This is a genomic window from Mycobacterium ahvazicum (assembly GCF_900176255.2).
GTDB lineage: Bacteria > Actinomycetota > Actinomycetes > Mycobacteriales > Mycobacteriaceae > Mycobacterium > Mycobacterium ahvazicum.
In genome coordinates this window covers 1,435,997-1,456,649 of the sequence record NZ_FXEG02000003.1, presented here as the reverse complement: position 1 = coordinate 1,456,649, position 20,653 = coordinate 1,435,997, and the positions used below count along the sequence as shown (strand labels likewise).

19 protein-coding genes are annotated in these 20,653 nt (G+C 66.4%); 9 read left to right on the top strand and 10 right to left on the bottom strand.

The genetic code is table 11. The annotated features are described in order from the left end of the window. Nucleotides 1-37: 37 nt before the first annotated feature. The 5 genes from MAAFP003_RS19400 to MAAFP003_RS19380 are packed head-to-tail and all read right to left on the bottom strand — an operon-like array spanning nucleotide 38 to nucleotide 5,790. Nucleotides 38-1,537 (bottom strand): class I adenylate-forming enzyme family protein, encoded by a 1,500-nt coding sequence (locus tag MAAFP003_RS19400; protein ID WP_096289450.1) that lies wholly within the window; start codon nucleotides 1,535-1,537, stop codon nucleotides 38-40. Beyond that, nucleotides 1,534-2,469, bottom strand: a complete 936-nt coding sequence (locus MAAFP003_RS19395) for an acyl-CoA dehydrogenase family protein (protein WP_096289449.1) — start codon at nucleotides 2,467-2,469, stop codon at nucleotides 1,534-1,536. Before MAAFP003_RS19395 ends, MAAFP003_RS19400 begins: the two co-directional genes overlap by 4 nt. Further along, on the bottom strand, nucleotides 2,466-3,614 hold the full coding sequence (locus MAAFP003_RS19390; RefSeq protein ID WP_096289448.1) for an acyl-CoA dehydrogenase family protein: 1,149 nt from the start codon (nucleotides 3,612-3,614) through the stop codon (nucleotides 2,466-2,468). Before MAAFP003_RS19390 ends, MAAFP003_RS19395 begins: the two co-directional genes overlap by 4 nt. A 2-nt stretch (nucleotides 3,615-3,616) precedes the next feature. Further along, entirely contained in the window at nucleotides 3,617-4,726 is a 1,110-nt protein-coding gene (locus MAAFP003_RS19385; RefSeq protein ID WP_096289447.1) for an acyl-CoA dehydrogenase family protein, read from the bottom strand. Continuing rightward, nucleotides 4,723-5,790 (bottom strand): acyl-CoA dehydrogenase family protein, encoded by a 1,068-nt coding sequence (locus MAAFP003_RS19380; protein WP_096289446.1) that lies wholly within the window; start codon nucleotides 5,788-5,790, stop codon nucleotides 4,723-4,725. Before MAAFP003_RS19380 ends, MAAFP003_RS19385 begins: the two co-directional genes overlap by 4 nt. A gap of 69 nt (nucleotides 5,791-5,859) precedes the next feature. On the opposite strand from MAAFP003_RS19380, the gene MAAFP003_RS19375 reads away from it, so the two are divergent. Beyond that, on the top strand, nucleotides 5,860-6,729 hold the full coding sequence (locus MAAFP003_RS19375) for an LLM class flavin-dependent oxidoreductase (protein WP_096289445.1): 870 nt from the start codon (nucleotides 5,860-5,862) through the stop codon (nucleotides 6,727-6,729). Here the strand turns inward: MAAFP003_RS19375 and MAAFP003_RS19370 are convergent. Beyond that, nucleotides 6,692-7,411, bottom strand: coding sequence for an SDR family oxidoreductase (locus tag MAAFP003_RS19370; protein ID WP_096289444.1), 720 nt, complete (start codon nucleotides 7,409-7,411; stop codon nucleotides 6,692-6,694). The genes MAAFP003_RS19375 and MAAFP003_RS19370 overlap by 38 nt on opposite strands. An 8-nt stretch (nucleotides 7,412-7,419) precedes the next feature. Beyond that, nucleotides 7,420-8,253: a FadR/GntR family transcriptional regulator gene (locus tag MAAFP003_RS19365; RefSeq protein WP_096289443.1), complete on the bottom strand. Its 834-nt coding sequence runs from the start codon at nucleotides 8,251-8,253 to the stop codon at nucleotides 7,420-7,422. A 113-nt stretch (nucleotides 8,254-8,366) separates the two neighbouring features. Between MAAFP003_RS19365 and MAAFP003_RS19360 the strand changes: the two genes are divergently transcribed. Continuing rightward, nucleotides 8,367-10,757 (top strand): CaiB/BaiF CoA-transferase family protein, encoded by a 2,391-nt coding sequence (locus MAAFP003_RS19360; protein ID WP_096289442.1) that lies wholly within the window; start codon nucleotides 8,367-8,369, stop codon nucleotides 10,755-10,757. A gap of 11 nt (nucleotides 10,758-10,768) precedes the next feature. Continuing rightward, nucleotides 10,769-10,963, top strand: coding sequence for a ferredoxin (locus MAAFP003_RS19355; RefSeq protein WP_096289441.1), 195 nt, complete (start codon nucleotides 10,769-10,771; stop codon nucleotides 10,961-10,963). Nucleotide 10,964: 1 nt separating this feature from the next. Here MAAFP003_RS19355 and MAAFP003_RS19350 read toward each other — a convergent pair whose 3' ends face one another. Further along, entirely contained in the window at nucleotides 10,965-12,200 is a 1,236-nt protein-coding gene (locus tag MAAFP003_RS19350) for a cytochrome P450 (protein ID WP_096289440.1), read from the bottom strand. A gap of 144 nt (nucleotides 12,201-12,344) precedes the next feature. Here MAAFP003_RS19350 and MAAFP003_RS19345 point away from each other — a divergent pair, with 144 nt between their 5' ends. The 5 genes from MAAFP003_RS19345 to MAAFP003_RS19325 all read left to right on the top strand — a co-directional run bounded on the left by MAAFP003_RS19345 (nucleotide 12,345) and on the right by MAAFP003_RS19325 (nucleotide 16,508). Then, nucleotides 12,345-13,454 carry a Rieske 2Fe-2S domain-containing protein gene (locus tag MAAFP003_RS19345; protein WP_096291281.1) on the top strand — a complete coding sequence of 370 codons (1,110 nt, stop codon included), beginning with the start codon at nucleotides 12,345-12,347 and terminating at the stop codon, nucleotides 13,452-13,454. Nucleotides 13,455-13,457: 3 nt separating this feature from the next. After that, complete coding sequence (locus MAAFP003_RS19340; RefSeq protein ID WP_096291280.1) at nucleotides 13,458-15,041, top strand: AMP-binding protein; 1,584 nt, start codon at nucleotides 13,458-13,460, stop codon at nucleotides 15,039-15,041. A 60-nt stretch (nucleotides 15,042-15,101) separates the two neighbouring features. After that, nucleotides 15,102-15,527 carry a nuclear transport factor 2 family protein gene (locus tag MAAFP003_RS19335; protein ID WP_096289439.1) on the top strand — a complete coding sequence of 142 codons (426 nt, stop codon included), beginning with the start codon at nucleotides 15,102-15,104 and terminating at the stop codon, nucleotides 15,525-15,527. A 70-nt stretch (nucleotides 15,528-15,597) separates the two neighbouring features. Beyond that, entirely contained in the window at nucleotides 15,598-16,071 is a 474-nt protein-coding gene (locus tag MAAFP003_RS19330; RefSeq protein ID WP_096291279.1) for an FAS1-like dehydratase domain-containing protein, read from the top strand. Next, nucleotides 16,068-16,508 carry a MaoC family dehydratase gene (locus tag MAAFP003_RS19325; RefSeq protein WP_096289438.1) on the top strand — a complete coding sequence of 147 codons (441 nt, stop codon included), beginning with the start codon at nucleotides 16,068-16,070 and terminating at the stop codon, nucleotides 16,506-16,508. The genes MAAFP003_RS19330 and MAAFP003_RS19325 overlap by 4 nt, the downstream gene beginning before the upstream one ends. 3 nt (nucleotides 16,509-16,511) lie before the next feature. Here the strand turns inward: MAAFP003_RS19325 and MAAFP003_RS19320 are convergent, their stop codons facing one another. Next, complete coding sequence (locus MAAFP003_RS19320) at nucleotides 16,512-17,984, bottom strand: aldehyde dehydrogenase (RefSeq protein WP_096289437.1); 1,473 nt, start codon at nucleotides 17,982-17,984, stop codon at nucleotides 16,512-16,514. A gap of 101 nt (nucleotides 17,985-18,085) precedes the next feature. Between MAAFP003_RS19320 and MAAFP003_RS19315 the strand changes: the two genes are divergently transcribed. Beyond that, nucleotides 18,086-19,438 (top strand): lipocalin-like domain-containing protein, encoded by a 1,353-nt coding sequence (locus MAAFP003_RS19315; RefSeq protein WP_096289436.1) that lies wholly within the window; start codon nucleotides 18,086-18,088, stop codon nucleotides 19,436-19,438. Here MAAFP003_RS19315 and MAAFP003_RS19310 read toward each other — a convergent pair. Continuing rightward, nucleotides 19,421-20,575 (bottom strand): aromatic ring-hydroxylating oxygenase subunit alpha, encoded by a 1,155-nt coding sequence (locus tag MAAFP003_RS19310; protein WP_096289435.1) that lies wholly within the window; start codon nucleotides 20,573-20,575, stop codon nucleotides 19,421-19,423. The genes MAAFP003_RS19315 and MAAFP003_RS19310 overlap by 18 nt on opposite strands. Between the last annotated feature and the right edge of the window lie 78 nt (nucleotides 20,576-20,653).

The window sequence follows — 20,653 nt, the reverse complement described above, 5'->3', positions numbered from 1 at the left end:
TTCGATCATAGGAGGCTGGGCTGACAACTCCTGGGCGTTACCCGCCTCGGGCCTTGATCATCGCCGAGCGATTGACCTTGGTCGCCGCGGTCCGGGGGATAGCGTCGACGAATTCGACCGTCTTGGGCGCCTTGTAGGGTGCCAGCCGGTTCTTGGCGTACTCGATCACGTGTTGTTCGGTGACCTCCACGCCGTCGGCGGCCTGCACGACCGCGTGCACGCGTCGGCCCCACCGCTCGTCGGCGAGTCCGATGACCACGACATCGGCGATGCCGGGGTGCCCCGCGAGCGCCGATTCGACTTCGGCGGGAAAGACATTCGCACCGCCGCTGACGATCATGTCGACGCGGCGGTCGACGATGTAGAGGAAGCCGTCCTCGTCGAGGTGGCCGATGTCGCCGGCGGACCGGAACCCGTCGTCGGTCGACGGCAGCGGCGGCGCCCCGCCGAGGTAGCGGTAGCCCGCGCTCATCACCGAGCGCAGGTAGACCTCACCGTGTTCGCCGGGGCCCAGCGGGTTCTTGTCGGCATCCAGAATCCGGATCTCGGTGTCGCGGAAGCCGCGACCCACACTGCCGGGATGCGCCAGCCATTCGTCGCCGCGCAATGCGGTGAGACCGAGATTCTCGGTCATGCCGTAGGCCGTCACGATCTGCTCGGGGCTGAGCAGTTCGAACCAGGTGTGCAGCAACGACGGCGGCATCACCGCGGCGCCCTGCAGGATGAACACGACGCTGGACAGGTCGCGTTGCGCGATGTCGGGCAGGGCCGCGATGCGTGCCAGCATCGTCGGCGTGGCCGTGAAGTTGGTGATCCGGTAGCGCTCGATTGCGTCGACAAACACTGCCGCATCGAACTTTTCGAGGATCACCAGATGGTCGCCGCTGAGCAGCATCAGGAACGTCGCGAAGCCGTTGGTGTGATACATCGGCGCGGGCACCAGGATCGTCTGCGGCTTGTCCACCGGCGTCCAGTTGGACAGAAACGGTTCGCCTTGCTGCGGTATCCACAGCGACGGAGCCAGGCTGAGGATCACCTTGGGTACGCCCGTCGACCCGCTGCTACAGATTCCGTTGGCATGCGGGGAAACGGCCTCGGGCAGCGGGCCGGCCGGTTCCGCGGCGGCCCTGGCCTCCAGCTCCCACCGGCTTGTCTCGTCGACGACGACGGCGGGATCGATCACCGCGCGCACCCGGTCCCGTTCCCATTCGGGCAGATCCCAGTGCATGGGAATCGGGACCGCGCCGATTTTCCAACACCCCAGCGTGGCCAGCACCAGGTGCTGTGAATTTGGAATCGCAAGCGCGACAAGCGAACCCGTCTCAGCCCCGCTGGCGGCCAGTGCCCGTCCCCACTGGTTGGCGCGGGCATCGAGCTCGCGAAAGGTCAGCGTCTGGGCGGTGCCGTCCAGCGCGACAATCGTCACTGCCGGCTTGTCGCCCAGCTCCTCGGCGAGCTCGGCCAGTTTGGTTCCGAACGGGACCCCGTCTTCGAACGGGTTCGGCGTCGCCGAGGCTTCGGCGGGCTGGGTGCTCACGCTGATACCGGCTCCGTGAACAGGGTTTCCAGAGAGCCGTCGCGGACGTCGGAGATCAGGCGCAGCCCGAGTGCCTCGGCGCCCAGCGGAAGACGGATCAGCGGCTGGGTGTGCCGGTCGAGCACGCTGACATCGGACTCGTCGCAGAACCCCAGGGCGCCGAGCAGCTGATGGGAGGTGCGCAGCACTTGCCGTGCGGTGTCGGTGGCCTTGAACCGCAACACCAGCGCGTCGGCCGAATGCACCCGCACCGGCAGTGATTCGGGGCGGCAAATGGTGTATTTCGCCAGCTCGTGCAGTCCGCGTACCGCGACGGAGGCATCCGCGACGGCGAACCGGACGGCCTGGAAATCCGCCAGCGGCTTGCCGAACTGGATGCGTGCTTGCACATGGTCAGTGACGATCTGCAGCGAGCGCTGCATCGCACCCAGAATCCGCCATGATCCCAGCACGAGATGAAGATTAACGTCGGCGGCCGGAACTGTCCCGTCGGGTGCGCTGATTGAGGCCGGCACCAGGAACGGCCCCAATTTGGCGTTGGTCCGCGACGCGATCCGCAGCCGGTAGCGATTGCCGTCCAGGTCCGCGGCGATCCAGTCGCCGGGCAGGTCGCCGTGGTCGATGCGCGGCGCCTCGGGATTGACCAGCGCCAGCCGGGCACCGTCGATCGCCAGCAGCTCCTCGACGAGGGGATAGGGCAGCGCGCGCGCACCGGCGGTTTGACAGAGCACCGCCGCGGCCAGCACGTCGTCGGGACCGGACCGAACGTCGAGTTCGAACGCGCCGAGCTCGCTCAGCGCCACGCGCGCCGCGTCCCGGACGCTGTCGTCTCGCTCGGCCCGCAGGGCGGCCGCTGGCCCGCCCAGCCGATCGAAACGTTTGGCTGCGACCGCCGCGAAGTCGCTAATATCTTGTGGCAGTGTGGTTTTCACCGGTGTTCTCCCAGGGCGTCTCGTGCCACCAGCATCCGTTGCACCTCGATGGTGCCCGATGCGACGGTGGCCGCTTGTGCATAGCGCCAATGGTCTTCAATCGCCCCGTGCAGTGCCGACGAGGCCCCGCTGTCCAGCGCGACCGGTCCCAGCACGTCGAACAGCAACTCGGCGACCTGTTGATCGCAGGTCGTGGTCGCGATGCGGGCGGCGCTGGCCGCCGCCCCCGCCGACGGATCGTCCTGCAGCGATACCGCGCGGTAGGCCAGCAGCCTGGCCACTCGCAAGTCGACAAGTGCCCGGACCCACCGGGCCCGAAGCGTTTCGGGCAACCGGTCCCAGTCCTCGCCGAGCTCGCTTTGCATGCGGTGCAGCAGCGACTCGCAGCGTGCGTAGCGTGCGATTCCGACCCGCTCGAACGCGAGCGCTTCGCGCATCACCCGCCAGCCGTCACCGACCTCACCGAGCACATCGCTGGGGTATGCGGGTACGCCGTCGAGGAACATCTCGTTGAGGTGATGCGGGCCGAGCATCGACGGGATCGGCCGTACCGTGAAGCCGGGCCGATCCATCGGGATCAGAAAGAGAGTGAGCCGCTTGTGCTTTGGCGCGTCGGGGTCGGTGCACGTCGCCAGTACGCACCACGACGCCATCTGGGCGTACGACGTCCACACCTTCTGGCCGGTGATGCGCCACCCCTCGCCGTCGGGCACGGCCCGGGTACGCAACGAGACGAGGTCGGATCCGGCCTCCGGCTCGGAAAAGCCTTGGCACCAAATCACATCGCCGGAGGCGATGGCCGCCAGGTGTTTGGCTTTCTGCTCTTGGGTGCCGTAGCGCATCAGTGCCGGACCGACCCAGTTGATGCCCATGTATTGCGGACCGCGCGGCTCGTGCTGAGCCCACATCTCTTCGCGTAACACGGTCTGCTGCCAGACCGAACCACCGCCGCCGCCATGCTCTTTCGGCCAGGCCAGCGCCAGCAGCCCCTCGACGGCGAGCAGCTTGCAGAACGTCTCGGTGGTGGCGAGGTCCTCGGGATCTTCCGTGCAGGCCCCGAGGAAGTCGGGTGGCACGTGATGAGCGATCAACTCCCGCAGCCGGTGTCGCAGTTCGACGGCGTCGTCGCCGAGGTCGTAATCCATCGTTATCCCTTCGGCAGCCCGAGTAGTCGCTCGGCGATGATGTTGCGCTGCACCTCCGAGGTTCCGCCGTAGATGGTGGCGGCGAGCGCGTCCTGGCGTTCGAACAGCAGATCCGGGTCGCCGGCCGAGCCCGGTCCTTCGGCGGCGGCGGCGAGTTCCCAAACCCGTTGCAAGGTAACCGATCCGAGTAGTTTCATGATGTCGGCTTCCGGGCTGTTGCGGCCTGCCAGCTCGTTGCCCAGCGCACGGTATCCGGTGGCCCGCAACGCTTCGGCATCGGCAAGCAGCGACCCGAGTTCGGCGCACAGGCCCTGGTCGTCGGCGCCGGCCTTGCGCACCGCGTCGAGTCCGCGCTTGATTTCGACCCAGTTCATGATCCAGATCATCTGGCGCTCGTGGTGCAGCGACGACAGCGCGACGTTCCAGCCGCCGTTGACCGGGCCCAGCAGGTTCTCCACCGGGATCTCGACGTCGTCTAGGAAGACTTCGCAGAACGTCTCATCGGAGATCGACGACATCCGGATGGGTTCGATGCGCACACCGGGGGAGTGCAGGTCGAGGATCAGGCACGAGATGCCACGGTGCTTGGGCGCATCCGGATCGGTGCGGGCATACAGCGTGCACCACCGTGATTCGTGGGCCTGGGTGGTCCAGATCTTGTGGCCGTTGACCCGGAAGACGTCTGCGTCCCGATCGGCGCGGGTGCGCAGTCCGGCGAAATCCGATCCGGCTTCCGGTTCGGACATGCCCAGCGCCCACCATTCGTCGCCGCGCAGCAGGGGCACCAGCAGGCGCTCGATCTGGGCGGGTGTGCCGAACTGGCGAATGCCGGGTGCGGCGACGCCTGGCCCTTGAATGTTGGGCAGTTTGGGCGCCGACCGCAGCGCGCCCTCGATGCGTATCTCCATCGCGTCGCGCAGGCCCAGCGATCGTCCGCCATGCTCGCGCGGCCAGGTCGGCTGGATCCACCCGGCCTCGAACGCGGCCCGTTGGTGGTCGCGGCGCAGCGGGATATCCCAGCGATACCGGCGGTAGTTCTCGTAGTAGTCGTCGGGCAGGAACGCGGCTAACCAGTCGACGTACTCGGCGACGACCTCGGATGGAGTCGTCACGCCGCGCCTCCGGCGACGAAGCGGCAGCCCACCTGGTGGTAGAGCGCGCGACTGTCTCCCAGCTGCGCCGCACCCTGCCAGGCATGCCGGACATAGAGGTGGGCGTCGTGCTCCCAGGTCTGTCCGAGTGCGCCGTGCACCTGGACGGCGGTGCGGGCACAGTTGGCCGCGGCATCACCGGCCGCCGCCTTGGCCAGTGCCGCGGCCGTCCAGGCGTCCGCGGGTGCGGTGTTCGCCGCGGCGAGGCGGGCGGCGGCGGCGTAGGTGAGGCTGCGGGCGCGCTCGACGCCGACATAGTTGTCGGCCAGCGCGTGCTTGATGCCCTGAAACGCCCCGATCGGCGTGCCGAACTGACGGCGTGACTTCGCGTGCTCGACGGACAGGTGCAAGGCGGCGCCGGCGGTCCCGACCAGATCGGCCGCGACGGCCACCATCGGTGCGGTCAGCGCCGACTCGAGGTCGACGGGCGCCGAGGCCACGGGTTCGGCGTCGATCTCGACGTCGGCGACCGGGTGCGCGGGGTCGGTGGATTCGCCCGCGGTGATCGTCATGCCCTCCCCGGCGCGCACCACCACGGCGACATGGCCGTCGAGGGATTTGGCCAGCGTGACGAACAGCTCTGCCCGGGCCGCGTCGGGGACCGCGACCGCCCGGCCGCGCACCCGTCCGCCGCGCAGTGTCATCGGTGGTCCGGGCAGCCGAGATCCCTTGGCGTGCACCGCCAGGGTGGCGACGACGCCGCCGGCGATGTCGGTGAGGAACTTGTCCAGACCACAGGCCCGCAAGACGCCGGCGGCCAAACCGACGCTGCTGAGCAACGGAATTGGGGTCAACGCGGCACCGCACTCCTCGAGCACCAGTGCCTGCTCGACGGGTCCGAAGTCACCGCCTGCGGGTGCGGCGAGTTCGGTCCAGCCCAAGTCGACTACGGTCTTCCACAGAGCGCGCCAGCGCTCCGGGTCCGTCAGGGCCTGCCGGGCGGCATCGGGAGGACATTCGGTACGCAAAACGTCGCGCACGGTGTCGCGCAGCGACAGCTGATCCGAAGTCAGTCCGACATCCATAAGACCCCTAACATAATAAAGATAGTAAACTAGCCGCGCTGTTGCAATCGGCACGAGCATAGGTGGCGCATGGTCGAGTGGTATCTGTTCCTGCCGCAGGTGCGGTTGTCGGTGGGCGACATCACGCAACGGGCGCGCGCCGCTGAAGCCAGTGGCTTCGACGGAATGGCGTTCATCGACCACCTCGAGGCTCCCGGGTTGCCGAGCGAAAGCATTTGGGAGGCAATGGCCGTCGCTACCTGGGTGGCGGCCAATACCGAGCGGCTGCGGGTCGGACATCTGGTGCTGTGCGACGCCTTTCGGCATCCCGCCGTGCTCGCCAAGCAAGCCGTCACCCTGTCGGACGCATCGGGCGGCCGCTTCGACCTGGGCCTCGGTTCGGGATCCTGGCCTTCCGAGTTCACCAGATTCGATGTCGGTCAGCAGGATCCGGTGGCCCGCGTTGCGCAGCTTGGCCGTCACTTGGTCCTGATCAGGCAGTACTGGGGCGACGGTGCCGACGACGGCGTGGCTCAGTTACCCAAGCGCAGCCATCCGATACCGCTGGTTCTGGGTGGCAGCGGGCCTCGCATGATGGAACTTGTTCGCAATCATGCGGATTGGTGGAACCTGCAGGCCGACCACATCGACCGGTTGGCCAAGTTGGCCCCGTCGGCGGGAAGCGCCCGGATCTCGGTGCAGCAGATGATCGGGTTCGCCCACTCCGGTGCCGATCCCGAGACCGTGCGCGAGGTCAGCACCCGGCGCTTCGGCGTGCTCGGGGCGGGTCTGGTGTGCGGCGACGCCGACGATCTGATCCGGCATTTCGCGGGCCTGGCCGCCCAGGGCGTCGAGCGATTCTATGTGTGGTTCGCGGATTTCGCGAAGCCGGACTCGCTGCACCAGTTCGGCGAAACGGTGATCAAGCCGTTCCCTGACGGCGGCGGCGGGCTTCGTTAGGAACGACCGGCGGCCGGGCGTACGGACCGCGCTGCACCGCGGAAAGCCGGATCTCCGGCAGATCCACCGACGGGTCCACGGTGTCCAGCCAGGCGACCGCCTCGGCGACATCGGAGATCTGAATCGCGAACATCTCGAAGGGAACGTCCTGCAGCATCTCGGTTTCCACCGGGCCCGGTGTCACGATGTGCACGGCGATGCCGTCGCGGTCGACTTCGAGCGCCAGGGCGCGGGCGAACGCGTTCATGCCGGCTTTCGACGCGGAGTAGGCGGTGCGGGCCATCATCGGCTCGTGCGCGGCCGACGACGAGATGAAGACGAAGCGGGACCCGGGGCGCATCCGCGCCAGCACCGCGGCGGTCACCACGAAACACGAATCCAGGTTGGCCGAGATGATGGCCTGCCACTGCTGGAAGGTCTGCTTGCGCGCATACGTTCCACCGAGCGTGCCGGCGGCGTGAACGACCAGGTCGATCGTCTCCAAACTGCTTATCGCAGTGCTAAATCCGTCCGGATCGGATGCGTCGGCCACGATGTGACGGGCCCCGATCTCCTCGGCCGCCGCGCGTAACGGGCCCTCGCGCCGGGCCACCAGGACCACGTCGTAACCGAGTTCGGCAAGCTTGCGCCCGCAGCCCTTTCCGATCCCGCCGCTGCCGCCGGTGACCAACGCGGTTCGCATAGGGGGACTTAGGACTGCCGGAGATCGCGCGGGCGCGACCCCGAACGAGAAAGAGACTGCGGCGACAGGGCGTAGATCCGTTGGCTGGGCCGACCGGCCAGCACATAGGTCTGCGTATCGGCGAGGTGACGTCCCGCGATGCGCCGAGCCCGGTCGACGTCGCCTTCGGCAATCGTCTCGGCGAGCTTGACGTGTGTATTGAGAACCGCACGCCGCTGGGTCAGCGAGGGGTAGGTGCCGCGCGCCGCGCTCTCGTCTGCCCATTGACGCTCGTGGCTGCTCCACAGCGTCTCCAGGCTGCCGACGACCGCGATGATGGTGTGATTTCCGCAGCCCTGCACGATGAGATCGTGGAACTGACGGCCGATTTCGGTGAACAGTCGCCCGTCGTCGAGGTGCTCGGCCATGGAATCGTTGACCTGCTTGAGTTCTGGCACCAGGGTGTCCGCCCGGTCCGGACGCTGAGCCGCCAGCGCGGCGCACGCGGGCTCCAGCTCCTGCAACGCCATGCCCAGGTCGGCGACCTGAACGGACTCGCTCTGCAGCAACAGCCCGAGCATGTAGGCCGCGCTGGTCTTGGCCGGCGCATGCACGACGGCGCCGCCGCGGTTACCGCGGCGCACCGACACCAGACCCTCGGTCTCCAGGATGCGCAGCGCTTCGCGCAGCGAGACCAGGCTGACGTTGAACTGTTCGACCAGTACTTCCTGGCGCGGCAGGAGATCGCCGTCGGCCAGCTCGCCGTCGATGATTTGCCGGCGCAGTTCGTCGGCTACGATTTCGGCGATCCTCGGCGCCGACAACCGGCGACGGGCATCGGGCCCAATTCCCAGGGTGGTCATCCATTCCTCGCAGGAGCAGCGTCAGAGCGGCGAACCCGCACTCAGCTGGCTTAGCTATTTTAGCAGTAATGATATAAATAGCATCTCTGGTCGCGTGTCGATCGGAAGGGCGGATGCAATTGAGCCAGGGGTCTGACGACCGTCCGACACCGCTGCGCGAGCTGCGGGTGGTCGAGATCAGCGACCGGATAGCTGGCAGCTACTGCGGCAAGTTGCTGGTCGATGCCGGTGCATCGGTGCGCAAAATCGAACCGCCGCAAGGCGATTGGCTGCGGCGTTATACGGCGTCGGGCTCGCCGGTGCCCGCCGACCGGCCGTCGCCGTTCTACAGTTATCTCAACGCCGGCAAGCAGAGCATGACGTTTGCGCCCGGCTCGCAGCGATTGCGTGCCGAATTGGCCGCGGCCGACGTGATCATCCTCACCGCCGGCCCGTCGCGTGCCGCAGCGCTGGGTATCGATCCGCGCCGGCTGCTCGCGGATGCGCCGCAAGCGGTCGTCGTCACGATCTCCGACTTCGGCTGGACCGGACCATATGCCGACCGGCCCGCCAGCGAGTTCACCCTGCAGGCCTGGGCCGGCTCGCCCGGTTTCCGCGGCGATCCGGCCGGGCCCCCGATCTCGATCGGCGGCGACCTGGGGGAGTACATGGGCGGTGTGTTCGCCGCGTTCGGTGCGCTGGCCGTGCGTCGTCGCGTCGAGCACGGCGGTCCCGGTGAGCATCTCGATCTCTCGATGCTCGAGGCGATGACGTTGATGCAGAGCAGCGAATGGCTGCATTCGCAGTTGCTGCGGGTGCCCCCGATCAGCCGCACCACCGAAGTCCCGTCGATCGAACCGGCCAAGGACGGCTACGTCGGGATCACCATGGTGACCGGTCAGCAATGGCTCGACTTCCTGGCGATGGTGGAATGCCCGCAGCTGGAAGAGATTGAGCAGCTGCGTTTTCAGATCGGCCGGTGGGGCTATCGCGACCTGATCCGCGAGCAGATCGGCCCGTGGCTGGCCGAACGCACCGTCGCGGAGATCGTCGAGCTCGGCCAGCTGTTCCGGCTGCCGATCGCGGCACTGGGCAACGGCGCCACGATCCGCGACACGGAGTACGCGACCGAACGCGGGGTATTCCAACCCAATCCCGCCGGCTTTCATCAGCCCCGCCCGCCGTGGCTGATGTCGGCGTGCGCGGCGGCTCCGGTGGGCGAGACCGCCCCTTTGGGCGCCGACAACGACGAGCCACCTTGGCGCACAAGCAAACAGGAGCGCGCGCTGGCGCGCGGCGCTAGGCCATTGGAGGGTGTGCGGATCCTGGACCTGACCGCGTTCTGGGCCGGGCCGGCGGCAACCCACCTGCTGGCGGCGTTCGGGGCCGAGGTGATCAAGGTCGAGTCGATCCAGCGTCCCGACGGCATTCGGTACTCCGGCGGGATGCGCAAAGACGTGGACGACTGGTGGGAGTACGGCTGGGTGTTCCACGCGATGAACACCAACAAGCGTTCGGTCACATTGGATTTGGGCTCCGAAGAGGGACGGCTTCTGTTCAAGAAACTGGCGGCCGGCGCCGACGTCGTGATCGAGAACTTCTCACCGCGCGTGATGGACCAGTTCGGACTGACCGCCGACGTGCTGCTCGAAGTCAATCCCAAACTCGTCGTCGCCCGGATGCCCGCGTTCGGTCTGGACGGCCCGTGGCGCGACCGGGTCGGATTCGCCCCCACGATGGAGCAGCTCGCCGGGCTGGCCTGGGTGACCGGCCTGCCGGATGCCCCGCCGGTGACGCCGCGCGGCACCTGCGATCCGCTGGCCGGGGTGCACGCCGCCTTCGCCGTACTGGCCGCGCTGAACTTCACCGAACGCACCGGAACGGGTCAGCAGCTGGAGCTGCCGATGCTCGAGACGGTGCTCAACGCCGCCGCGATCCAGGCGATCGAGTACGAGGTATACGGAAAGACGCTGAGCCGCAACGGCAATCGTGGTTTCGGGGGGCTGATCCAAAACCTCTACCGGTGTACCGGAGACGACGATTGGATCGCGGTCACCGTGCGCGACGACCAGCAGTGGGCCGCGCTCGTCGCTGTGATGGGGCAACCGGCCTGGTGTGACGAATCTCTGGACACCGCCGCCGGACGACGCGAGCGCGCCGACGACATCGACGACCGACTGCGGCAGTGGTTTGCCGGGCAGCCCCTGGGGCCGACGGTGGAGTGGCTGGCGAGCGCGGGTGTGCCTGCGGCGCCGGTGATCTCGCCGTCGCTGGTGACCGAGAACCCCCAACTGCGCGACCGGGGCTTTTTCGAAGAGTTGCAGCATTCGAGCATCGGGTCAGCGGAGTATCCGTGCCCGCCGTTCGCGTCGCTTGCCGGGCAGGATCGGTGGCTGCTTCGCCCACCGCCGACCCTCGGCGAGCACAATGCAGAAGTACTGCGCGATCGGTGCGGGCTGACCGACGAGGAACTGGCGAACCTCGCTGCCGGCGGGGGGATCGGAACCCGCCCGAAGGGCCTATAAGGAGGAAACTGATGCGCGTGACCGTCGACGAGACCCTGTGTGAGGCGAACGGATTCTGTGAATCGCTCGCCGGGGACATCTTCGAACTGGGCGACGAGGACGTGGTGCAGATCGCGGACGGTCCGGTGCCGCCGGATCGCGAGATCGACGTGCGCGCCGCCGTGGAGCAATGCCCCAAGGCCGCTTTGCGCTTGCAGGAGGACTGACTCAGCGCTGGGTCAGCGAGATCGGCATCTCGTCGAAGATCGACATATTGGTGGTCAGGTTCGGATACGACACGGTGGCCGGCCCGATTTCGATGCGATCGCAGCGCAGCAGCAGTTCGTCGAGCACGGCCCGAAGTTCGGCGCGCGCCAGCATCGCGCCCAGGCAGTGGTGGGGCCCGCCGCCGCCGAACGCGACATGCGGGTTGGGTTGCCGCCCGATGTCGAAGGTGAACGGCGACTCGAAGACCTCCTCGTCGCGATTGGCAGAACGCAGCATCGACACCACCCGGTCGCCCGCGGGGATGTGCTGACCGTCCATCTCCACGTCGACCTTCGCGGTGCGGGTCCAATACGCCACCGGGGAGGCCCAGCGCAGCACCTCCTCGACGGCGCCGGGCCGCACCGCTTCGTCCGCGCGATAGCGTTCGATCTGCTCGGGGTCGGCGACGAACGCCTGCAGCCCCATGGCCAGCGCGTTCTTGGTGGTGTCACTGCCGGCGAACGCGAGCACGAAGAAGAAGAACTCCAGCTCGTTTTCGGGCAGACGGAATTCCTCGCCGTCGTCGCCGGTGATCACCGCGGTCGCCAGCGTGCTCCAGATGTCGTCGGTCGGGTTGCCGCGCTTGTCCGCGGTGAGGTCCATCGCGTATGCGAAGACCGATCCGAAGAGCTCGAGCTCTACCTGCCCACTCGGGCCTGCCTCGGGTGCGAGCGCCTTCAGGATGCGGTCGAAGATGTCGAAGATCCGCGGCCGGTCTTCGTCCGGGATGCCGATGATGTCGCCGATCACCGTCATCGGCAACGCGTCGGCTACATCTTCGATCCAGTCCCCACCGCCCTTGGCGAGCAGCGCGTCGATCATCTGCGCCGCTCGCGCCCGGATGCCGGCCTCCAGCTTGGCGATCGCGCGTGGATTGAAGGCGTTGGAGATGAGTTTGCGGCGCTTGTTCAGGTCCGGCGGGTCCAGCGTGATGATCGTCGGGGACGACGAGAACAGGGCGACCGGCTGGATGAGCGGGCCGTCGGCGGCGGTGAACGATTCGGTGTCGCGGTGCAGGCGGACCGCATGCCGGTGCTTGGTCGCGACCCAGAATTGGCGCTTGACCGTGTCGGCGACACCGGGTGTCAGTTCGTGCCGGAAAAGGGGTCTGGCGTGCCGTAAATCGGCGAACAACTCGTCGGGAAAACCGTTACGCCACAGGGCGAAATCGGATAGGTCCACTGCAGCAGCAGTCATGCGCAACCCCGCTCGCTCTCCTAACGTGCGGCACCCTGCCTGGTGCCGCGTTGACGTTCAATGCTTAAGATAGTAAAAATAGACTCTAGTCGTCGAAGCGCGGTGAGGTAAGAGCGGCCCGGCCGCGTGGGAAACGGAGTTCTCGTGACGCATACGATTTCGGAGCAAGACCCGTCGGAACGCGAGTTCGGACAGTCCGGCATTGCGCTGTCCACCTATCGATTCCCGACCGGGTGGTTCATCGTCGCCTTCGCCAGCGACGTCAAGCCTGGTGACGTCAAGCGTCTGCACTACTTCGGTGAGGAGCTGGTGCTGTTCCGCACCGCCTCCGGCAAGGTCAATGTGCTGGACGCCTACTGTCAGCACCTCGGCGCCAACATGGGCGTCGGCGGCACCGTCGACAACGAGAACATCGTCTGCCCCTGGCACGGCTGGCAATGGCGCGGCGACGGCAGCAACGCGCTGATTCCATACAGCAAGATCGGCTGTAAGAACAACGTGCGCATCCGCACCTATCCGACCATGGAGTGGTACGGCTTCATCCTGGTCTGGCACGAGCGTCACGGCAGGGCGCCGTACTGGCAGCCGCCGGCGCTGCCCGAATTGGAGACCGGCGAGTACTACCCCCTGCACCCGCACAGCCGGATGCTCAATCGGGTCAAGGTGCACGCGCAGATGATCATCGAGAACGCGGCCGACCCGTATCACGTGCAGTACGTGCACAAGGCCGCCAACCCGGCCAACACCGCCTCGTTCGAGGTGGCGGGCTATCACCTGCACGCCACCGTCAACGCTCACTTCGGTGGGGGCCGGGCCAAGACGTGGCTGACCCCCAACGGGCCGGTCGACGCCAAGATCATCTACGACAACTATTCGTTGGGACTGGGGCTCGTCCGCTTCCCGAGTGACCTGGTGGCCACCATCGAGGTCACCGGGCAGACGCCGGTCGATGAAGACTACACCGACTACTTCTACACGCAGGCTTCCGTCCGCGAACCCGGCGACACGGGTGACAAGCCCACCGGCCGGGCCGCGAAATTCCTTGCGCTGCAACAAGAAGTCATCAAACAGGACTTCTTCACCTGGGAGAACATGAAGTACCTGGAGAAGCCGAACCTGGCTCCCGAGGAGGCACGCGACTACGCGGCACTGCGGCGCTGGGCGCACCGCTTCTACCCGGACGCCGAGCCGTCGCCTGACGACTTCGGGTACACCGCCGGCGGCGAGCCCGACCCGGCGGCCGCGAAAGCCTAAGTGATGCATTCGGTTCGGAGTAAGCCCCTGGGGCCCTCCGATTTCGGCGCGCAGCGGTTCAGCGTTGCGGACGTGTTGGATCGGCGGGCCGAGCAGTACCCGGATCGAGTGATGATGTCGATCGCCGGGACCGAGGTGACGTTCGAGCAGATGCGGCAGCGCGCGTGCGCGGCGGCGAACATGCTCAGCGAATTGGGAGTGGGCCGCGGTGACGGGGTGGCGTTGTTCACCGGAACCTGCCCCGAATGGGTGTATTTCTGGTTGGGCGCGGCCCGCATCGGCGCGGTGAGTGCGGCGGTCAACGCCGCGAACAAGGGAGACTTTCTGCTGCACACCCTGCAGTTGGCGCGGCCCAAGGTGATTCTCACCGACGCCGAGCGCCGTGCCCGCGTCGATGAGGTTGCCGACCGGCTGGACACGGTGACCAACGTTGTGGTGCAGGATGATTCGCTTCAGGAGGCTGTGGACGCCGGAGCTGTCCGCTGCGCGGACAACCCGGCACGGGAGGGGGACGTGGGGGCGTTGTTCTACACGTCGGGCACCACCGGACCGTCGAAAGCCGTTGCCACGAGCTGGCATTACCTGTTCTCGGTGGCTGCGACCGTTGCGGCGGCCTGGGAGTTGCGAGCGGGGGAGGCGTTGTGGACGGCGATGCCGTTGTTTCACTTGAGCGCGGCTCCCAGCGTGCTGGCCCCGATGCTGGTGGGCGCGACGACCGTGTTGGCGCAGTCGTTCCATCCTGCTCAGGTGTGGGATGACATCCGCGCCCATGACGCGGTCGGCTTTGCCGGAGCCGGCGCGATGGTGTCGATGCTGTACAACCAGCCCGCGGAGCCCAGCGATGCGGAGTTGCCACTGCGGTTCATCTCCGCCGCGCCGATCGACGCCGGCTGCTACCGCGACATCGAAAAGCGTTACGGCTGCCGCATTGTGACGATGTACGGGATGACCGAGGCCTTCCCGATCGCGGTCAAGGGCGTGGCCGACGAGGGTGTGCCGGGGACATCGGGGCGGCCCAATCCCAACTTCGACGTGCGCATTGTCGACGGCGACGGGAACCCGCTGCCCGCCGGGGTCGTCGGCGAGATCGCCTGCCGGCCCCGGCACCCGCACGTGATGAGCGAGGGCTACCTAGGCCGGGACGCTCGGGTGGATCCGCACCCGGAATGGTTTCGCACCGGTGATCTCGGCCGGCTCGACGCCGATCAGAACCTGACGTATGTGGACCGGATCAAGGATTCGCTGCGCAGGCGCGGCGAGAACATCTCCTCGGTCGAAGTGGAGCGCGTCGTGATGGGCCACCCCGCGGTCGCCGAGGCGGCAGCGATCGGGGTGCCCAGCGAATTAGGCGAGGACGACATCCTGGTCGTGGTCGCGCTGCGGCCGGACGCGGTGCTGGATTGTGCCGAGTTGCTCGACTTCTGCGCCGACCGGATGCCCTACTTCTGCGTGCCCCGGTACGTCGAGGAGGTCAACGAACTCCCGAAGAACGTTATCGGGCGCGTGCGTAAAGATTTATTGCGAGCCAAAGGTTTGACTTCGGGGGTCTGGGATCGGGAAGAATACGGATATATTGTTAAGCGGTAAGTAAAGTCCATGTTACGTGGTGCGTTTCTTTTTCCTTCGGGGAGAGGCTGGCGAGTAGAAATGACATTGTCCTACCAGCAGGAACAGTTCTTGCACGCCGCGACCGGCCGCGATGCGATCTTGAATTTGAACGCCCGGCACAATCGCGCATACTCCGACGGTGACCGCGATAGCTGGATCGCGACGTTTCGTCATTCCGGTGCCAGCTTCGTCCGCGACGGCGAACTGTTCGCCGACCTGCGTCTGGCCTTCGACGGGGGCGAAGGACAACGGTTGGTGACCATCGATCACGAGATCGCGGTCGACGGTGTCCACGCGATGCAGCGTTGTGTCGCGGTGCTGTTCTCGGCCGCTTTCGGCGATACCACGCTGCGCGCCACCGGGACATACCGGGATGAGCTGATCTACGAGCGCGGCGGCTGGTATTACACCTCGCGCAATCTCTCCTGGGATCTGGTGCCGAGCCGGCACCCGCTTGTCATGTAAGCGGCACCGATACGTGGATTCGGATCTCAGCTACCAATTGGCCTTCGGCACATACGAAGACGCGCTGCGGATGGTTGGCGCGGCAAGCGAACCGCGGACCGCGGTGAATCCGGTCAGCGGTGCCCGTATTCAGTTGTATGCCTCGATGATTCACGACGGCAACCGGTCGTACTGGGATCCGGAATTCGCCCGGCAGCAGTGGGGCGGCCTGCTGGCCCCGCCGGGTCTGTTGATGGGATGGCTGATACCCCCGCCATGGGAGCCCGGCGGCCGGCGCCCGGCCGCGTCGCTGATCTTGCGAGTGCCGTTGCCGGGCACCACGTTCATCAATGCCGCCAACGACGTCGAGTTCACCGAACCCATTGTCGAGGGTGACGTGCTCACCAGTATCGAAGAACTGGTGTCGGTATCACCGGAGAAGCAGACCCGGCTGGGTACCGGCCATTTCATCGAGACGTTGGAGACCTATCGCCGGCAGGACGGAACGGTCGTTGCCCGATCGCGAAATACGTTGTTCCGCTTCACCCCGGCGAACCCGGCATGACCGATCTGGACTGGAACGAGATCACGGTTCCCGCGGAGTTGCCGGAGGTGGTCGACGAGATCAGCTACCAGCGGGTGGTGGAGAACGCCGGCGCGACGTGGGACTATTTTCCCGGCCACTTCGATCACGAATATGCCCAACGGCAAGGCAATCCAACGATTTACCTCAACACCATGCATCTCGCCGGGTTCGCCGACCGCGTCGCGACCGATTGGGCCGGGCCGAGCAGCCGGGTCGTGCGCCGCTCGCTGCGGCTGGCCGGTTCGATCTACGCGGGTGACACGATGATCGGGCGGGGCCGGGCGGTGGCCAAGCGGCTGGACACTTCGGTGGACCCACCGCGCCGGCTGGTCGACATCACGATCGATGTGACCAACCAACACGGCGTCCTGTGCTGCCCGGTCGAGCTCACGTTGCAGATGCCCCAATGCGGTTGATTATCAACCGGTTAACGGCGGCAGTTGCCCTTTGCACACCAGCGTCTGAAGCTCGACGTACTCGTGCAGGCCCTCTGGGCCGAATTCGCGTCCGATTCCCGACTGCTTGAAACCGCCGAACGGGGCGCCGATATCGAGGGTGTACATGTTGATGCCGTACGTGCCGGTGCGCACACCGGCGGCGACCTCGAGGCCGTGCGCGATGTCGGACGTCCACACCGAACCGGCCAATCCGTAGTCGGTCTCATTGGCGATCCGGATGGCGTCGGCCTCGTCGCGGTAGCGCAGCACCGTCAGGACCGGGCCGAAGATCTCCTCGCGGGCGATGCGCATGTCATTGGTGGCATCGGCGAATAGCGTTGGCTGCACATACCATCCGCGATCGGACGGGCTGGCTTCGCCGCCCAGTACGATGCGTGCGCCCTCGCTTTGCCCCGACTTGATGTAATCCTGGACCCGGCGTTGTTGACGTTGGGCGACCAGCGGGCCGATATCGGTGGCCTCGTCGGCCGGGTCGCCGACCGTCAGCGACGACATCATGCCGGCCAGGGCGTCGACGACGTCGTCGTGACGTTTGTCGCTGACCAGGATGCGGGTTTGGGCGACGCAGGCCTGCCCGTTGTTCATCAGGCCGGCCGACTTCAGCCCGGCGACGGTCTTGTCGATGTCCGCGTCGTCGAGGATGATGGCCGCGGACTTACCGCCCAGCTCGAGACTCACGCGCTTGAGCTGCTCGCCGCACAAGGCTGCGATGCGGCGCCCGACCGCGCTGGAACCGGTGAACGCGATCTTGTCCACGCCGGGGTGGCGCACCAGCGCCTCGCCGATGTCGGGTCCGCCGGGCAGCACCGACACCACACCTTCGGGCAGGTCCAGCTGCTCGATCATTTCGGCCAACCACAAAGCGTCCAGGGGTGTTTCGGGTGCGGGCTTGATGATGACCGTGCATCCCGCGATCAAGGCCGGGATCAACTTGGGCATGATCAGGAATTGCGGCACGTTCCACGGCACGATCGCGCCGACCACCCCGACCGGAGCCCTGCGCAGGTGCACCTCGCCGAGAACGCCCTGGCGCCGTTCCGTCCAGGGGAAGTCGCGGGCGGCGGCCAGCGTGAGGTGGATCAGCGCCGCCGCCGCCGCACCCTGACCCATCCGGCTGAAGGCGCGCGGCGACCCCATCTCGTCGGTGATCAGATCGGCCATCTCGTCGACGTGGCCGGCATAGATCGCGGCGAGCTCTTCGACCTTGGCCATCCGTTCGGCGTGGGCCATGCGTGGCCACGGGCCGTGATCGAAAGCCTGTCGCGCGGCGGCCACCGCGGCGTCGAGGTCCTCGGGTCCCGCCACCTGTACGTGCCCGACCGGCTCCTCGGTATGCGGCGAAATCACGGCGAGCTGTTGCGGATTGGCGGGCTTGCGCCACTGCCCTCCGATGAACAGTTCGGCGTAGGTCCGATGGTCGGATTTTTCTGTCATCGGGGCACTTCCTTGGGCCGGGGATGAGGTCGTGGCCGTAACTTCGCTATTGACGCTAACATAGCAAAGAATAAGGATAGCGCCGTGGCAAGGAAGCCGAAATGAACACCGATTGGCGCCGTTACCCGTATCAGTTGGTGCCCGGTGACAGCCAGCTGGATTTCCCCGAGGCCGAGGGTGAACATCCCGACCAGGAGTCCGACACGTGGTTCATCGCCGGGCAACTGCAGGCCGTCGAGACTGACCGGTCGTTCGCGTTCCTGACCATCTTCAACAAGAACCAACCCGGGGGAACGGTCGTCGCCGACTTCTACACGATGGCGCTGTTCGACCTGGATACCGGTGACTACGGCACTTACACCGATTACGACATGCCGCCGAAAAACATGGAACCGGGCGCGCAGCGCAAAATGACCATGGCCGCAGGCTATCTCGACATCAGCTATCAGAGCAGTGCCGGTACCGCGTCGTGGATGACGTGCCGCGACGGCGACGGTGGGTTGCTGCCGTACACGTATCGCGTCAGCCTGGTGGGGCAGGATCACCAGGGCCGGTCCATGCGGCTGGATTTGGTCGTCACCCCGACGCGCGCGCCGACACCGGTCGGGGCGTCCACCTACAACGGCAAGATCGTCTGTTTCGGCCAGGACGACACGTACTCGTATTTCCAGACCGGCATGTCGATGACCGGAACGTTGCGCTGGGGGGAGACGGTCGAGGAGGTCTCCGGTAGCGCCGGACATGTCGACCGGCAGTGGTTCCCCAAGTACGCGGGCGGCGGCGGATCCGGGGGAGACCCGCGGGCCCGCTCGCACGAATGGCGCACGATCAATTTCGACAACGGCGTCGACCTGAGTATATGGCGGCAGTTCGACCGCACGAACGGCAATGCGCTGCAACCATTTACCGGTGTGACGACGAGTCACCCCGACCCTGCCATCGCGCCGGAGTGTGCCGAGGACGTGGAGGTTACCGTCAGCAGCTACGTGCGATGGCCGGAAACCGTGCGGCCGTTGGTGCGTCCGCCGGCCCTGGCCCGGTACCTGCCCGATCGGCACCGAATTACTTGTGCCACTTTGCAACTCGATCTCATCGGCGAGCCGCTGGTGCCGGCTCCGGCGCACGGTTTGCCGATCGAATACATGGAAGGCCCGTACCGTTACCAGGGCACGCTGTGGGGTAAGCCGGTAAGCGGCTTCGCGTTCAACGAGCGTTCGTTCGCGCTGTACCGGGACTGGGAGCTGGTCGAGGTGCTGGCCACCACCGTCGCCGCCGTCGATCCGGGCTTGCAGTCGATGGTCGACGAGCTGGTGCCGTTGGTTGCGGCGGGCCGTCGCGTCGCGGCGGCCGAACTGCTGGCCGGTGCTCTTCCTGCCCAAAACGACATGCTTGCAACGCTTCTCGATGATCTGATCGCGGTGTTGTCCGAGGTCCAGTCAGCCGAGGGCAGCTGATGCGGCTTCGAGGGCTTTGGCCCACGCGATGTGGCGATGCTGCAGTCCCGGCTCGTTGCGGCCGAACACCAAGTGGTCGCGTGCGCCCGAGTTGAGATTGGCCTGCAACCCCTCAACCAGCTTGTAGTCCTCGTCGCGCACCGTCGCGTGCGCGTACTCGAACACGGCTTGAGCGCCGGCCGCCACGGATTCTTCGGAAATGTCCAGCGGCGTTGAGTTTTGGTGCACGGTGATCGACCTGTCGGGCTCGTCGCCCGGGTAGATCCGGAAGAGCTCGCCGTTGGCGATCGTCACCGAGATCACGATGTTGGGGAACAACGCATAGATCACCACCATGTTGTGGAACGGGTCCCATTGCTCCTCGGGAACATTCTCCAGCTCCAGAATCGCGTTGAGCGGGAAGATCAACCGGTGGTGCGGCCCATACGAATCGAACACCGTGCAGTTGCTGCGCGCGATTGTGGCGAAGGTGTCCCGGTGCACGGTGGCGAAGTGGTAGTTCTCCGCGAAGGTGTCGACGGCCAACTTCCAGTTGATCGGCGCGTCGAGGACCTTCTCGCCCAACGGAGACCACCGGCCGATGCCCCACGAGTCGAGCTCGTCGGCCAGCGGTCCCAGGTGCGCGGCGACGTCCAGGGTGGCGTCTTTTTCCAGCGCCACCCAGAGGAACCCGGCGAATTCGGCGGCGGGGAGTTCGGTCAGCGAATCGGACTTGACCGTCGTATCCGGGAAACCCTCGCGGCCCGGCACGCCGACCAGCTTGCCGGTGTTGTCGTAAGTCCAGGCGTGGTAGGGACAGCTGAACCGCTTCGCGGCGCCACACCCCGTCACGACCGGTGATTGGCGGTGCAGGCAGACATTCTCGAAGGCGCGGACCGACCCGTCGGACGTCCGCGTCAGCAGGATCGATCTGCCCATCACGGTCTTGGTGCAGTAGGCGCCGGGTGCGGGCAGCTCGCTGATGTAGCCGACCAGCTGCGGGCTGGCCAGTAGCAACGCCCGTTCACTGAGGTGTCGCTCATGTGATGTGTAATCGCCGGCGTCGACGGTATGTGGCCGCGGGGCCAGGTCGGTGGTGTTGTCGCGGGCCAACTTCAAAGCCCGTCGGGTCAGGTCGATGAGCTGGTCACGGTCCATCGGTTGCCCCCTGTGATTGCTGCACTCTCCGACGTTAACTTTATAAACTTAGTATTGACAACAACGATTGGGCCTGGG